Genomic DNA, 13,356 nt, shown 5'->3' with positions numbered 1-13,356 from the left:
GGGGCCGGAGTGACGCTTCAGGGGCATGCTCGTGCGGATGGACGACCGCGAGGCAAGGGGCGAGCACCTGGCGAACGGTTCTATGTCCCGCGCCGCGTCCGACCGCCGCAACTCACCACGGCCTGCGCGACCGACGACCCTGCCTGCATCTTGGCAGCACACATTGGCCATCGCGACGCCCACGACGGGATGGCGCGGAGGCGGTCAGGAACCGGCTCACCCAGACTGAGCGCATGCGAGCCGGTGAGACCCCCGGCAGAACTTCGGCCACCGCCGACGCCCGATCGGACGAGCTGTCTCCCTATCCGGATCGATGGTGGGCCTGGGGGTGATCGCCCTCGCGCAGCCGATGGTGTCCTTGGACACCACGATCGCGAACATCGCTCTGCCCTCGGCCCAGCGGGGACTGGGGGCGTTCGATGACAGCCGCCAGCGAGTGATGACCGCATACACGCTCGCGTTCGGGAGTCTGCCTGCGGGCGGTCGGATCGCCGACCTGGTCGGACGCGAGCGGACCTTCCTGGTCGGCTTCGCGGCAGCGTCCGCCATGGCGGCGCCGCGACGGGCCCCGGCCTGCTCTTCGCGGCGCGTGCCTGCAGGGGGTGCCGAGCAGCAGGGGGTGCTTACCCGCCCGACCGGGTGACGCTCACAGCGGCCCCGCCGGCGATGCAGGTGCCCTACCGAGCCGCTCAGCGGTGGCTGGTTGCCCATCACGCGGGCCGCTTCGATGCCCTGGATGTTTCATCGAGGGCCTGGCCTTGAGGACGCCTGGTCTCTCGACAGCGGCAATCCAACGGCAGGCGTCCGGTGTCGCGGCCCGGCGGGATCGGCCGAGCCCCCGGTAGGCACCGTGCACGAGATCGTCACCTTTGTCGATCCGGGGCCGATATTTGAATGACGGCGAACAGCAACGGGCCTGGCTCTGTTCACGAGAACCCGGCCCTCGTGAACATAGCCAAACGGCTCCGACTCCCCGTCACGGACATGTAGCCTATGAGTCGTCGCAGTTCAGAGCCGGTTCACGAGCTCCTGTGGTCGGTAAAGTGGAGTACAAGCGCTCGCGCGACCAGAACGTCGTGAACCAGGCACTCTCGTACCTGTCGTGGCTGCACGATCACCACCACGAGTTCGAGAGCCTGGTCAGGGAGGCGTTCGGCGCTAGGGCGGCTGAGGAGATCGACTGGAGCAATCCCCGAATCGTCTGTATCGCCGGGTCGTTCACGCACCACGACACTGTCGCCATCGAGATGATCGGCCGCCGGATCGACCTGGTGGGCTACCGCGTGTTCGATGACGTGCTCACGCTCCAGCTCGTAGCTTCGGTTGCCGGCGCTGCTCTCCCGTCGCGGAGGAGAGCCCAGAACACGCCTCGCCCCTCCGGGCCGGGCTCAGCAAAGTCGGTGCAGCAGTACCTCGACGAATCCCCGCAGGGCCTGCAGGAACTGTATGCGAACCTCGACGAGGTTCTCCTCTCGCACAGCGACGTGCAGAAGGAGACCCAGCTCCACTACATCGCGTACAGGCGGATCAAGAATGTCGCCACGGTGCGCGTTCAGCCTCGCAACCGAGTGCTCGTAGTCAATCTGAAGCTGGACCCCGACACGGTGGAGATGCAGGACGGCTTCTTGCGGGATATCCGCGGGTTGGGGTGCCTAGGCATCCGGGACGGCGTCGAGGTACGGATTGGATCGCGTGAGGATCTCGATCGGGCGGGTGGTCTGATCCGGCAGAGCATCGAAGCCTCCTGATTCGTCCCACGGTCAAGGGCGGTTGCGTCACACGAACCTGGTGACGCAACCGCCCTTTCTTGCGTTCTGGCCCCAGTGACGGGGCTTCTCGCTCTCACTCCTCAGGTCCGGCGAGCTCGAAGTCGTCCTGCGTCAGAGCATTGTGGAGACGCTCATTTGCGATGTCGGCGTAGTGCTTGGAGAGTTCGACCCCTATGAACTGACGACCTTCTCGCAGGGCTGCGACGCCGGTCGTCCCAGAGCCAGCGAAGGGGTCCAGGACCGTTCCGCCCGGCGGGCAGATCTTCACCAGCTCCTGCATCACCTCCACCGGCTTCTGCGTGATGTGCACGCGGCCCTTCCGGGGCTGGCTCGCCGTGTAGAGACCGGGCAGGTAGACAGGGTTGCGGTTGGCGTCCACAGATCCCTTGGTTCCCCACACGATGTACTCGCACGACTGCTTGAGCCGGCCCTTCTGCGGCCGGGAGACCGGCTTGTGCCACGACGCGATTCCCCGCCATGTCCACCCGGCGGCCTGGAGCGCGTCCGTCGTCGTCGGCAACTGCCGCCAGTCGGTGAAGACGAGCGCGGTGCCGGACTCGACGGTCGCGCGGTAGGACTCAGTGAGCAGGAGGGTGAGCCAGAAGCCATACGAGCGCTGGTCTCGGTTCTCTCCGGGGAAGTTGGCGAGGTCGTGCTCGGCGTCGGCCGAGGTGTACTTCGCGCGCGCGGAGCGGCCGGTGCGCTCGCTGCTCGTTCGGCCGCCGCTGTTGTAGGGCGGGTCGGTGATCAGGGCATCGACGCTGTTGTCAGGGATGCCGGCGAGGGCGGTCAGCGCGTCGCCTCGGTACAGGGTGTACGGCATTGCGCGGTTCTCTCTTTCGGGGAGGCGGTCGTGCGCGCATTTCTCCGCTCACGAAGGGCTGCGCACATCGATATGGGTCGCTCCGCGGAACGGCAGAAGCAGCTACCGCGGGGAGCAATGCGCTGGAGGTTAACTCCAGATTCCGGCCGCACCCAATGAGTCGGATCTCTGTGCAGAAACCCGAAACCGCCCGAAGAACGGGCCGTTTGGCGCGGCCGGATTTCGTCCCTACAGTCTCGCCGTGTTCGCAGGACAGGACCTGCTCCCCCCTGCTGAGCTGTGCAGGTGCGTGCTGTTCCGTCCGAACGGCAGCGCGCCCGGCACCCCACCGACTGGCTTCCTAATCGGCGAAGGGGACTCCCCCATGTGGAGTGTGAGATTACGAGCGCGGCTGGCTGCCGCTTTCCAGTTAGGGTCCAGCGGCCGGGAGTTAGCAGCTCCCGGCCCTGGTTTCCCTGCTTCACCCAGGGATTGCGAATTCATATCCGGCGCGGTGTCGGTGGCCTTTTCGACGAGAACGCCTGCGCCGCGCTGCCCACGAGCAAGGAGCTGTCGATGCAGCATGCCCAGGCGCACCCCTCCCCAGGGCCAGATTTTCTGTCTCGCCACTTGGCGTTCGGGCAGCGCCCGTGAAGAAGATCGTTGCCATAGCAGGGGCCGTGGCGCTCGGCCCGACGTTGTTGATCGCACCGGTCGCCGTCGCTGTCGCTGGTTCCAGCAGCGCCCAGGCCTCCTGCTCCGCGAACGGTGCGCAGGCTGTGGACAGCGCGGCGGTCGCGAAACAGGTGAAGTCAATCCTGGAGGGGCACGGGAAGAAGTCCGTGTCCGTTGCGGGGCTGGACGAACCCGAGGAGCAGATACCGAACGCCGCGACGATCCAGGCCACCGGTGCCGCGATGAAGGTTCCGGCGCGGGGACAGGTCGTTGCCCTGGCCACGGCTCTGCAGGAGTCGCGGCTGCGGAATCTGGATTACGGCGATCGGGATTCGCTCGGCCTCTTCCAGCAGCGTCCGAGCCAGGGTTGGGGTACGGCCGCGGAGGTTCGTGATCCGGTGCACGCCTCGACGAAGTTCTACGAGGGCCTGCTCAAGGTCTCGGGCTGGCGCCCCTCCAGCCCGCCAGGTCGCACCTCTTTGACAATGCGGATACCGCCTCCGTATCGTCGACAGGGATGCGGATGCGGCCTCCGTTTTCCCTCACCACGCCCCACGACAACTATGGAGAAGTGATGTCAACTCTGGGAATCATCGGCAGCGGAAACATCGGGGCCGCGGTCGCGCGACTCGCGGTGGCGGCGGATATCGACGTCGTGATCGCCAACTCGCGCGGCCCGCAGAGCCTGACGGACCTTGTCGCAGAGCTGGGGCCACGAGCCGGCGCAGGCACCGTCGAGCAGGCCGCCGGCGCCGGGGAGATGATCCTGCTCACCATCCCGCTGGCCGCGTACAGTTCGCTGCCCGAAGGCCTCCTGCGGGGCAGGACCGTACTGGACACCGGCAACTACTACCCCCATCGCGACGGCCGCATCGCCGAACTCGACGCCGAAGAGGTAACCACGACCGAATGGGCCCAGCGGCTCCTGCCGGACACTCTGCTGGTCAAAGCCTTCAACAACATCCTCGCCCACCACATTCCGCTGCTCGCCCGGCCCGCCGGAGCCCCGGACCGCAGCGCGCTGCCCATCGTCGGCAATGACCTCGACGCGAAGGGCCGGGCAACCGAACTGATCGGCCGGCTCGGCTTCGACACCGTCGACGCCGGAAGGCTCGACGAGAGCTGGCGCTTCGAGCCCGAGGCCGGCGCCTACACCCGCATCTATTGCGCCGACCCCGGTGTGCCGGACGACCGCATACTCCAGGCCCCCGCCGCGCCACTCCCGGTCGACCAGTTGCGCGCCGTACTGGAGGCAGCCCACCGGGCGAAGGTTGCCGAACGTATGTTCTAAGAGAGCCTGGGTAGTCCGCCCACGGAGCGTTGAGGCACTTGATGCGGAGCGCTGAGGGCTGCCGCCTAGGTGGGAAGCAAGAGCAACCGCAGCAGGAGGTATACGGAGGAGTTCAAACGGGACGCGATCGCGCTCGTGTACTCCTCCGGGAAGACCGTCACCGAGGTGGCCCGCCAGATCGGGGTCAGCGCCGAGGGACTGCGCAACTGGGTCAAGCAGGATGCGATCGACCGCGGGCAGGGGCCGCCGGGAGAGCTGACGACGGCCGAGCGCGAAGAGCTGCGGCGGCTGCGGAGGCTGGCCGCCGAGCAGGCGGAGACGATCGAGGTGCTGCGAAAAGCGGCGGTCTTCTTCGCGAAGGAGAGCGATCGATGAACGAGGTGTACGCGTTCATCGAGGCGGAGAAGACCACCCACAACGTTGCTCTGCTGTGCCGGCTGCTGAAGGTGGCCCGCTCCTCCTTCTACGCATGGCTGGCCGGAGAGAAGACCCGGCGGGCGAAGCAGGCCGCGGACGACGCCCTGGCCCACGAGATCACCGTGCTGCACCTCGCCTCTAGGGGCGCCTACGGGGTGCCGCGCATCCACGCCGGACTGCGGCGGCTCGGGCACCGCGTGAACCGTAAACGGATCGAGCGCGTCATGCGTGAACGCGGCATCAGCGGTGTCACGCGGCGCAGGCGAAAGGGCCTGACCCGCCCGGCCAAAAGGGCGGTGCCCGCCCCGGACCTGATCGCCCGCGACTTTCACCGCACCGGCTCCGAGGATGAAGCTGGTCGGCGACATCACCTACATCCCCACCGACGAGGGCTGGTTGTATCTGGCGACCTGGCTGGACCTCGCAACCCGCGAGATCGTCGGCTACTCGATGGCTGACCACCACCGTGCATCCCTGATCGTGGACGCGCTGAAGATGGCCGCCGGACGCGGCCGACTCCAGCCCGGATGCATTGCGCACTCGGACCGCGGCAGTGAATACACCTCAGATGAACTCCGGTGCAAGATAAGCCGGTTGGGACTGCGGCAGAGCATGGGCCGAACCGGCTCGTGCTTCGACAACGCCGCCGCCTAGTCGTTCTTCGCACTGCTGAAGGAGGAGATCGGAACCCGCCGCTGGCCGGACCGGTCCAGCGCCCGCGCGGACATCTTCGCTTTCGTCGAGACCTTCTACAAACGACAGCGCCTACGCCGCCATCCACGCTGGGGCTACCTCACCCCGCTCGAGACCCGACAGCGCCTCGAACAAGAACACGCCCTCGTGGCGTAAGCATCGAGTGTCCAAGATCACGGGGAAGCTTCACAGGCGCATCCAGACGGGGATGTCCGAGGCTTCTCGCTGCCATTTCACGGCGGCCAGGAGATCCAAGTACGCATCATGGCCTTCGCCCCGATGAGCCATCCAGACCTACGCATGATCGCGCTGGTCCGACAATGAGCGCTGTCTTCGATCTCAACATCGTCAACATCTTCTGCCGCTCCATCGTGGCGTCACGACGGGCAACCCGAGACACCCTCTTGCGCGACTCTGAAGTCTTGAGGTCTCTCAACTGCCCTCCCTGTCCGTCGATTGCCCAGATGGCAGCTCATCGACGGACGGGGAGGCGACGCGCAGACATTCGGGGGCGCAGGCCCAGAGTTCGATGTGCTTCATGTCCCTGCTGTACGGATCTCGGACTGTCCCAAGAAACCGGTCCCTGTACAGACGTGCTCCGCATTGGGCGCAGGCCCAACCGCATAGCTGATCGCCCGTGAGTGTGGCCGGGTCAGGCAGCAGGCCGGCTCGCCTCACGTGTCCTGCCCCTGCGACGTCAGCCTCAGCTCGACCACGTACGCGCGTTGCCGCTCGGCTGCGTCCGCAGGACGCACGCGATCGGGGTCGGCGTCCCACTCGCGTCCTCCTCCTGGGGGCCGGAGCTGGAGGTACGGTCCGACACTGTCCATAACCCGGCCCGTTCTGCCGGTTTCGGTGTCGACGACCAACGCACCAGTCCGCCACTCACTCTTCACGCTCACGACCTCCTCGCCGGATGACGCCTGCCAGACGTATGGCCACTGCGGGGCGGATGCGTCCCAGTTCCACCAAGTCCAGGTGCGGCCAGGTGTCATCGACGCCGAGCGAGGGGATGACGATGTCCGCCTGACTGAGGGCTTCACGCAGCGCATCCACCGCCGTCGCCGCGCAGGGTGTGACCGGGTCATCAGATGAGGCCATGAGCAGGAAGCTAGACACCGACTTCGGCTCACATCATGGAAGTTGCTCGAAGTTGCTTGACAGACTGGGTGAGTTGCTCGAAGTTGCTACTGAAGGGGTGCGGGCACCGTGGCGTTGCCCGGGGGCGTGACGCCAAGCTGTGATCACAACCCTACGAAGGGGGCAGATCATGGCGCGACGACTGCGCTGCAACGGCACCGGGAGCGGCGGAACCGGCTGTCCGACCGTCCACGAGGACCTGGACACCGGTGACGTGATCTTCCACGGACCGCCGCTCACACACGCGGATGACCTCGGACAGCTGCAACACCTCTCGCCCGGTGAAGTGGCCGTCGTGATCCCCCGTCACGTCGTCGTCGACTTCGCCCCCAAGGAGATGGAACGCGTGGCCCGGATCATCGGCCTCGACGAGTTCGAGAACCTTTTCCGTACCTTCGAGCACTCGGCATGGCGGTTGGAGAGCCGGCGCCGGTACGCGAGCGACGAGTCGACAGAGACCTATCGGGAGTTCCTCGCCACCGGATCGGCGACCTGGGACCCCCGCGATCCGTATGCCGAGCTGATCCGGCCCCAGATCGAGAACGGCCACACCATCTCCCGGGTGCGGATCCTCGACGAGCCTCCAACGGTCGGACAGCGCTATCTGCTCGACAATGCCCGCCGCAACAGCGCCCTCGGCGAGGAAATCAAGAGCCTCCCCCGGGCCGACGCCGATCGGCTGCGGCTGCCCGACGAGGACTTCTGGATCTTCGACTCACGCCTGGTCGGGAAGCTGAACTTCACCGACGCCGACGAACTCACCGACGTCGAGCTGATCACCGAACCCGCCCAGGTGGTCCGCTACTCCATGGCGCGTGACGCCGCCTGGCACCACGCGGTCCCGTTTGAACACGCCGCGACGCAGTACGCCAGGGACGCCCAGCCCGAATAGGTGCACGTCACGTGAGCACGGACTTCCAGCAAGCCCGAACGGCCCTCGGGGTACGACTGCGGGAACTGAGACTGCACCGCCCCAGCGGCCGGCTCACCGGCGAGCAACTCGCCCGACAACTCGGCTGGCACAAGTCGAAGGTCAGCAAGCTCGAAAACGGCAAACAGACAGCGACACCACAAGACCTCACCGCCTGGGCACAGGCCACCGGCCACGAGGACGCCATCGCGGGTCTCCACTCACAGCTGGCCGGGTTCGAGTCCCTCACCCGCTCCTGGCGCCGCCAGCTCGCCGGCGGCCACCGCCCCGTGCAGGAAACGCTCCTGGCCGAGCACGAACGCACCCACGCGTTCCGCATGTGGGAGAACTCCGCCATCCCCGGCGTCCTCCAAACACCGGACTACGCACGCGCCATGTTCACCCGTTACACCGAACTTCGCAGCGTTCGCCCTGACATCGAGGAAGCCGTACGAGCACGGCTCGAACTGCAGAAATGGATCTACGCGGGCACCAAGGAGTACCACGTCGTGATCTGGGAAGCCGCCCTGTACGCCCTTATCTGCTCACCCCAGGCCCTCGCCCTGCAGCTGGAGCGACTGGCCGGGCTGGTCGGGCTCAACACAATGCGACTCGGCATCGTCCCGCTCACCGCATCCCTCAAAATCCCACCAGGGAACGGCTTCTGGATCTATGACGATCGCCTCGTCGTGGTCGAGGACTGGCACGCCGAACTCTGGCTCGACACCACCGACAGTGTCATGGCCTACGAAAAGGTATGGGACACGCTCACCGAGTCCGCGGTATATGGCGCGGACGCACATCGCAGCATCCTGCGCGCCCGACTGGCTCTGGGACCACGGTGAATTGCTCGAGAGGCTCACCCCTGACGGACCGCGCCTCGCCCCCAGCAAGGGATCCCGCGCATGGGGGCGCGGCATGCCGACCTTCGAGGAGATCGCAGGCTTGCGGGCCTGCATCTCCTATCTGAACCAGGTCGGCTTCGAAGCGATCGCCGAGCAGGAGCGGGCGCTGACCAGGCGTGCGCTGGACACGCTGGCTGGCCTCCTGGGCGTTCGTGTGCACAGCAAAACCACGCTGGACGGTCGCGAGCCGATCTTCGCGCTGGCCGTCGACGGGCTCTCCCCGCAACGGGCCGCGGCACGCATGGCCGGAGCAGGGCGTCCTCGTGTCCGCAGGCACCAACTATGCGATCGAGCCCCTGCGCGCACTCGGTCTGTCCGACGTGGAGGGCGTTCTCCGCGCCGGGTTCGTCCACTACCACACGGTGGATGACGCCGACCGGACGTTCGAGGCGCTGGCTTCGGTCGCGGCCACGGTCTGAGCGCGGCTCCCCGCCGGTCCGGCATCACCATCCGGCTGCGCCGGGATGGTGATGCCGGACCCGAGTGCTGCTCTGCACGATCTACGCCAGTACTACGTGCGCCTGGACACCGACGACGGCTCGGTGCACGCCGGCTGGAAAGCACGAGATCCCGGACTGCGGACCCATTTCGGTGCGCACGCCGGAGAGGCCGTCGTCCGGCATGCGCACCGGAGCCTCGGCCGGCGCGGGTCAGAAGATCACGCCGGCGTCACGGAGGATGATGCCGCCAGCGCGTCCAGCATGCGGTGGTCAAGGAGATCCGGATCGCCCCCAGAAAGATCACCACCAGGCGCTCGATCCCGTCCACCAGCCCGGGCTACCTGCTTCGACGCGGGCCACACCTGACCAAGACCTGCTACCCGGCCACACCGAACCTGATCACGGACGTGTACACCACGCGCCGGCCACCGACCACGACGTCCGCGACCACCACGATCCCGGACAGGCTCATTGCCCGCGGCCTGACCCCGGCGAGCCGATGGACGCCGGCTACCAACCCCAGCGCTTCCAATCTCGCCGCCTCCGCCGCGCGCGCCATCACCGTGATCGCCCCGGTGACCGTTACGACCGGCCGCAACGCGGAATACGGCACCTCCACCCCGTCGGCTTCACCGTTGACTGGCAGGCTGGCCAGGCCCGCTGCCGACATTGGCCTTCAGCCATACGCACGTGATCAGTCCCAGGGCTTGAGCAGCAAGCGCAAGATTGCTATATGTCAGGATTTCGCATCCGATCCAGGTCTTCCTCGGAGCCTCGGCACGTGGTCAGCTCCGCACGCAGTCGGCGCAATGGCACGCGTTCGGTACTAAGTGTCCGTAGCGTCGTCGGCCAGATGTTCGTGCTGCAGGTGGTAGTCGTGCTGCTGCTGGCCATCGGTGCCGTCGTCATGCTCGTGCTGGCGGCCCAACGCGCCAGCACCCGCGAGGCCGACAACCGCTCATTCGCTGTCGCGCAGAGCTTCGCCAGCTCCCCGGGGCTCGTGGAAGCCCTGAAGTCACCCGATCCCACTGCGGTACTGCAGCCGCGGGTCGAGGAGGCCGGCAAACGCTCCAACATGGACTTTGTGGGCGTCATGAACCGGGACGGAATCTACTACGCCCTTACCTCGCCGAACGGGCCCGGCACACGCACCACTGCCGACATGGCTCCCTTGTTGGCTGGGCGGACGGTAAGGGACCAGGGCGTTGGCTCTCTCGGCCCTGCGATCCGGGCCTATGTCCCCGTCAAGGAACCCGATGGCAGTGTGGTCGGTGTGGTCGGTGCCGGGGTCACGATCAAGCATGTCGGCGACAGGGTCGCAGAGCAGCTCCCTGCCGTGCTGGGCGGTACCGTCGGCGCGGTGGCCGTCACCATGGGCGGAGCGGGGCTGCTCAGCCGGCGGCTGTTGCGCCAGACCCGGGGCCTGGGCCCCGCCGAGATCACCCGAATGTACGAGCACCACGATGCGGTGCTGCACTCGGTGAAGGAAGGCGTCCTTGTCCTCGACGAGGACGGTCGGTTGCTGCTGGCCAACGACGAGGCGCAGCGCCTGCTGGACCTGTCCGAAGACGCGGAGCGACGCCTCGTCTCGGACCTGGGCCTGGACCCGCGCATGGCCGAATTGTTGATCTCCCAGCGGATGGCCACCGATGAGGTACACCTGGCCGGAGACCGCTTGCTGGCGGTGAACGTGCGGCCGACCGTGCCCTCCGGGGAGCCGGCCGGGATCGCGGTAACGCTGCGGGACACCACCGAGCTGCGCGCGCTGGCAGGCAAGGCGGAGGCCGCCCGGGACCGCTTGAAGTTGCTCTACGATGCCGGGGTGCGGATCGGCACCACGCTGGACGTGGTGCGCACCGCCGAGGAATTGGCCAAGGTGGCGACCCCGCGGTTCGCCGACGTCGTCACCGTCGAGCTGGCCGAGCCGGTGCTGCACGGCGAGGAGCCAGCCGAGGGGAACACCGAGATGCGCCGCACCGCCGCCAGCGGCGTCCGGCAGGACTCGCCGCTCTACCCCGTGGGCGAACTCATCAGATTCGCACCCAGCACACCGATGGTGGCGAGCGTGGCGAGCGGTCACCCGGTTCTCGAGGCCGACCTGCGCACCGCGGACGGCTGGCAGGCCCAGGACCCCGAGCAGGCCCGGCGGGTCCTGGACCACGGCATCCACTCGCTGATCACCGTGCCGCTGCAGGCCCGCGGCGTGGTGCTGGGGCTGGCCAACTTCTGGCGCCTGGAGAGCACCGGGCCGTTCGAGGAGGAGGACCTGTCCTTCGCCGAGGAGCTGGCCGCCCGGGCCGCGTTGGCCATCGACAACGCCCGCCGCTACACCCGCGAGCACGCCCTGGCCATCACCCTGCAGCGCAGCCTGCTCCCCCACGACCTGCCGGAGCAGACCGCGCTGGAGGTCGCCCACCGCTACCAGCCCGCGCAGGCCGGGGTCGGCGGCGACTGGTTCGACGTCATCCCGCTGCCCGGCACCCGGGTAGCCCTGGTCGTCGGCGACGTCGTCGGCCACGGCCTGCACGCCGCCGCCACCATGGGCCGACTGCGCACCGCGGTGCACAACTTCTCCGCCCTGGACCTGGCTCCCGACGAGTTGCTGGCCCGCCTGGACGAGCTGGTTGCCCACCTGGACACCGACCAGGCCACCGAAGAGGACGGACAGGGGATCACCGGGGCAACCTGCCTGTACGCCATCTACGACCCGGTCTCTGGGATGTGCACCATCGCCCGCGCCGGCCACCTGGGCCCCGCCCTGGTCCACCCCGACGGCACCGTCACCTACCCCGACACCCCCGTTTCACCGCCCCTGGGCCTCGGTGGCGGCCTCCCGTTCGAGGCCGCCGCACTGGAACTGCCGGAGGGCAGCCGGCTGACCCTGTTCACCGACGGGCTGATCGAAAACCGCCACCGCGATATCGACACAGGCCTGGACCTCCTGCGCACCGCCCTGACCGGCCACCCGGACCGCACCCCGGAAGCCACCTGCCAGGCGGTCTTCGACGCCCTGCTGCCCGAGCGCCCCACCGACGACATCGCCCTGCTGGTGGCCCGCACCCACCTGCTGGACCCCGGCCAGTTCGCCGACTGGGACGTGCCCGACGACCCAGCCGCCGTCTCCCGGGTCCGCGCCGATGTCACCCAACGGCTGGAGGCCTGGGGGCTGGCGGAGATCGGATTCGCCACCGAGCTGATCCTCAGCGAGCTGGTCACCAACGCCATCCGCTACGGCGCCGAGCCCATCCACGTCCGGCTGCTGCACGACCGAAACCGCCTGATCTGCGAGGTCGCCGACGGTTCCAGCACCTCGCCGCACCTGCGCCGGGCCAAGAACACCGACGAGGGCGGCCGCGGCCTGTTCCTGGTCGCCCAGTTCGCCCAGCGCTGGGGCACCCGCTACACCCCCCGCGGCAAGATCATCTGGACCGAGCAGGCCCTCCACGACGGCGCCACAGAACCCGGCACCGACCTGACCGACATCCTCCTTGACCAATGGGACGAATCTCCGCGTACTCGTTGAAGGACTCTGTCGCTGGTCTTGTGATTGGGCTGCGGTCAGGTTCTGAGAGGGCGTTTGATCTAGGCGAATTGACCTTTCCGTCCTAGTAAGTACCTCGCCAGGTTGGAGTAGTCTCGTCTGTTATGCGCTTGGCGAGGTTGTCGATCGACGCGACGTGGATCATGGCCTCGGAGCTGGCAGTGAGGGTCTCGTAGTCGCGGGCGAGACGACGGTGCAACATGATCCAACCGATACTTCGCTCTACAACCCAGCGTCTTTTCACGACGTGAAATCCGCGAACTCCCGGGTTTCTGTTGACGACTTCGACGTCGATGCCCAGGTTGGCGCCGTGTTCGATGACGGCATTCTTGAATCCGGTGTCGACCCAGGACTTGGAGATGGTGGGGTAGGTCTTCTTGGCTTGGTCGAGGAGTTGTATCCCGACGGCGTTTTCGGAGAGGCTCGCGGCGGTGACGGTCACGGCAAGGAGCAGCCCGATCGTGTCGGTGAGGATGCCTCGCTTCCGGCCCACGATCTTCTTGGCGGCATCGGTTCCTTGGCCGGTCACGGGCACGTTGGTGGAGGTCTTCACACTCTGGGTGTCGATGACGGAACCGGTCGGTTCGGGCTTGCGCCCCTCCTTTACCCGGGCCAGTCCAACGAGGTCGTAGTTGAGAGTCATGGCCGACCCCTGCCAACGCGATGCGGTGCCGTTGTAGGCGCGCACCTACACCTCGTCGTCGACGACGACGGACCAGACCCAGGTCGGTGTGCCAGGGAGTGACGCCGTCGTCGCGGTACGGGGAGACGTG

12 protein-coding genes and 4 pseudogenes are annotated in these 13,356 nt (G+C 67.3%); 12 read left to right on the top strand and 4 right to left on the bottom strand.

The window, feature by feature from the left end; all coding sequences use genetic code 11:
* Positions 1-233: 233 nt before the first annotated feature.
* Both OG456_RS32320 and OG456_RS32315 read left to right on the top strand, forming a co-directional pair.
* Positions 234-603, top strand: a pseudogene (locus OG456_RS32320) (MFS transporter); the annotation flags it as partial.
* Between the two features lie 440 nt (positions 604-1,043).
* Entirely contained in the window at positions 1,044-1,748 is a 705-nt protein-coding gene (locus OG456_RS32315; protein WP_266567201.1) for a DUF5655 domain-containing protein, read from the top strand.
* Between the two features lie 94 nt (positions 1,749-1,842).
* Here OG456_RS32315 and OG456_RS32310 read toward each other — a convergent pair whose 3' ends face one another.
* On the bottom strand, positions 1,843-2,592 hold the full coding sequence (locus tag OG456_RS32310; RefSeq protein WP_266567199.1) for a site-specific DNA-methyltransferase: 750 nt from the start codon (positions 2,590-2,592) through the stop codon (positions 1,843-1,845).
* Positions 2,593-3,221: 629 nt separating this feature from the next.
* Here OG456_RS32310 and OG456_RS32305 point away from each other — a divergent pair.
* From OG456_RS32305 to OG456_RS50855, 5 genes and pseudogenes are all read left to right on the top strand, one after another.
* Positions 3,222-3,698 (top strand): annotated as a pseudogene (locus OG456_RS32305) (hypothetical protein); the annotation flags it as partial.
* A gap of 122 nt (positions 3,699-3,820) precedes the next feature.
* Positions 3,821-4,537 (top strand): NADPH-dependent F420 reductase, encoded by a 717-nt coding sequence (locus OG456_RS32300; RefSeq protein WP_266567198.1) that lies wholly within the window; start codon positions 3,821-3,823, stop codon positions 4,535-4,537.
* 69 nt (positions 4,538-4,606) lie between these two features.
* The gene (locus OG456_RS32295) at positions 4,607-4,912 is read left to right on the top strand and encodes a transposase (RefSeq protein WP_266567197.1); all 306 of its coding nucleotides are present in this window, start codon (positions 4,607-4,609) and stop codon (positions 4,910-4,912) included.
* Positions 4,909-5,412, top strand: coding sequence for an IS3 family transposase (locus OG456_RS32290; protein ID WP_266567195.1), 504 nt, complete (start codon positions 4,909-4,911; stop codon positions 5,410-5,412). The genes OG456_RS32295 and OG456_RS32290 overlap by 4 nt, the downstream gene beginning before the upstream one ends.
* A complete protein-coding gene (locus OG456_RS50855) occupies positions 5,303-5,608 on the top strand; it encodes a DDE-type integrase/transposase/recombinase (protein WP_354006140.1) in 306 nt (101 codons plus the stop codon). Before OG456_RS32290 ends, OG456_RS50855 begins: the two co-directional genes overlap by 110 nt.
* A 924-nt stretch (positions 5,609-6,532) precedes the next feature.
* Here OG456_RS50855 and OG456_RS32285 read toward each other — a convergent pair.
* Positions 6,533-6,748, bottom strand: a complete 216-nt coding sequence (locus OG456_RS32285) for a hypothetical protein (RefSeq protein ID WP_266569503.1) — start codon at positions 6,746-6,748, stop codon at positions 6,533-6,535.
* Positions 6,749-6,917: 169 nt separating this feature from the next.
* Between OG456_RS32285 and OG456_RS32280 the strand changes: the two genes are divergently transcribed.
* The 4 genes and pseudogenes from OG456_RS32280 (at position 6,918) to OG456_RS32270 (ending at position 9,021) form a co-directional block, all read left to right on the top strand.
* Positions 6,918-7,679, top strand: a complete 762-nt coding sequence (locus tag OG456_RS32280; protein WP_266567193.1) for a DUF6879 family protein — start codon at positions 6,918-6,920, stop codon at positions 7,677-7,679.
* Positions 7,680-7,690: 11 nt separating this feature from the next.
* A complete protein-coding gene (locus tag OG456_RS32275) occupies positions 7,691-8,542 on the top strand; it encodes a helix-turn-helix transcriptional regulator (protein WP_266567191.1) in 852 nt (283 codons plus the stop codon).
* Positions 8,484-8,825, top strand: a pseudogene (locus OG456_RS50850) (aminotransferase class V-fold PLP-dependent enzyme); the annotation flags it as partial. The gene OG456_RS32275 and the pseudogene OG456_RS50850, both read left to right, overlap by 59 nt.
* A gap of 40 nt (positions 8,826-8,865) precedes the next feature.
* The gene (locus OG456_RS32270) at positions 8,866-9,021 is read left to right on the top strand and encodes a hypothetical protein (RefSeq protein ID WP_266567190.1); all 156 of its coding nucleotides are present in this window, start codon (positions 8,866-8,868) and stop codon (positions 9,019-9,021) included.
* A 397-nt stretch (positions 9,022-9,418) separates the two neighbouring features.
* Here the strand turns inward: OG456_RS32270 and OG456_RS32265 are convergent, their stop codons facing one another.
* Positions 9,419-9,712: a hypothetical protein gene (locus OG456_RS32265; RefSeq protein WP_266567188.1), complete on the bottom strand. Its 294-nt coding sequence runs from the start codon at positions 9,710-9,712 to the stop codon at positions 9,419-9,421.
* 183 nt (positions 9,713-9,895) lie between these two features.
* Here OG456_RS32265 and OG456_RS32260 point away from each other — a divergent pair, with 183 nt between their 5' ends.
* The gene (locus tag OG456_RS32260; protein ID WP_266567186.1) at positions 9,896-12,565 is read left to right on the top strand and encodes a SpoIIE family protein phosphatase; all 2,670 of its coding nucleotides are present in this window, start codon (positions 9,896-9,898) and stop codon (positions 12,563-12,565) included.
* Positions 12,566-12,647: 82 nt separating this feature from the next.
* Here OG456_RS32260 and OG456_RS32255 read toward each other — a convergent pair.
* Positions 12,648-13,220, bottom strand: a pseudogene (locus tag OG456_RS32255) (transposase); the annotation flags it as partial.
* Positions 13,221-13,356: the final 136 nt, after the last annotated feature.

The sequence above is a fragment of the Streptomyces sp. NBC_01446 genome, from assembly GCF_026340095.1.
GTDB lineage: Bacteria > Actinomycetota > Actinomycetes > Streptomycetales > Streptomycetaceae > Streptomyces > Streptomyces aureus.
This window is presented reverse-complemented; position numbering and strand designations above follow the sequence as displayed.

Bases quoted from the DNA above. Each gene is read 5' to 3' on its own strand.
- OG456_RS32310 (WP_266567199.1), bottom strand. From the start codon at position 2,592: ATGCCGTACACCCTGTACCGAGGCGACGCGCTGACCGCCCTCGCCGGC.
- OG456_RS32300 (WP_266567198.1), top strand. From the start codon at position 3,821: ATGTCAACTCTGGGAATCATCGGCAGCGGAAACATCGGGGCCGCGGTC.
- OG456_RS32290 (WP_266567195.1), top strand. From the start codon at position 4,909: ATGAACGAGGTGTACGCGTTCATCGAGGCGGAGAAGACCACCCACAAC.
- OG456_RS50855 (WP_354006140.1), top strand. From the start codon at position 5,303: ATGAAGCTGGTCGGCGACATCACCTACATCCCCACCGACGAGGGCTGG.
- OG456_RS32285 (WP_266569503.1), bottom strand. From the start codon at position 6,748: ATGGCCTCATCTGATGACCCGGTCACACCCTGCGCGGCGACGGCGGTG.
- OG456_RS32280 (WP_266567193.1), top strand. From the start codon at position 6,918: ATGGCGCGACGACTGCGCTGCAACGGCACCGGGAGCGGCGGAACCGGC.
- OG456_RS32265 (WP_266567188.1), bottom strand. From the start codon at position 9,712: ATGTCGGCAGCGGGCCTGGCCAGCCTGCCAGTCAACGGTGAAGCCGAC.
- OG456_RS32260 (WP_266567186.1), top strand. From the start codon at position 9,896: ATGTTCGTGCTGCAGGTGGTAGTCGTGCTGCTGCTGGCCATCGGTGCC.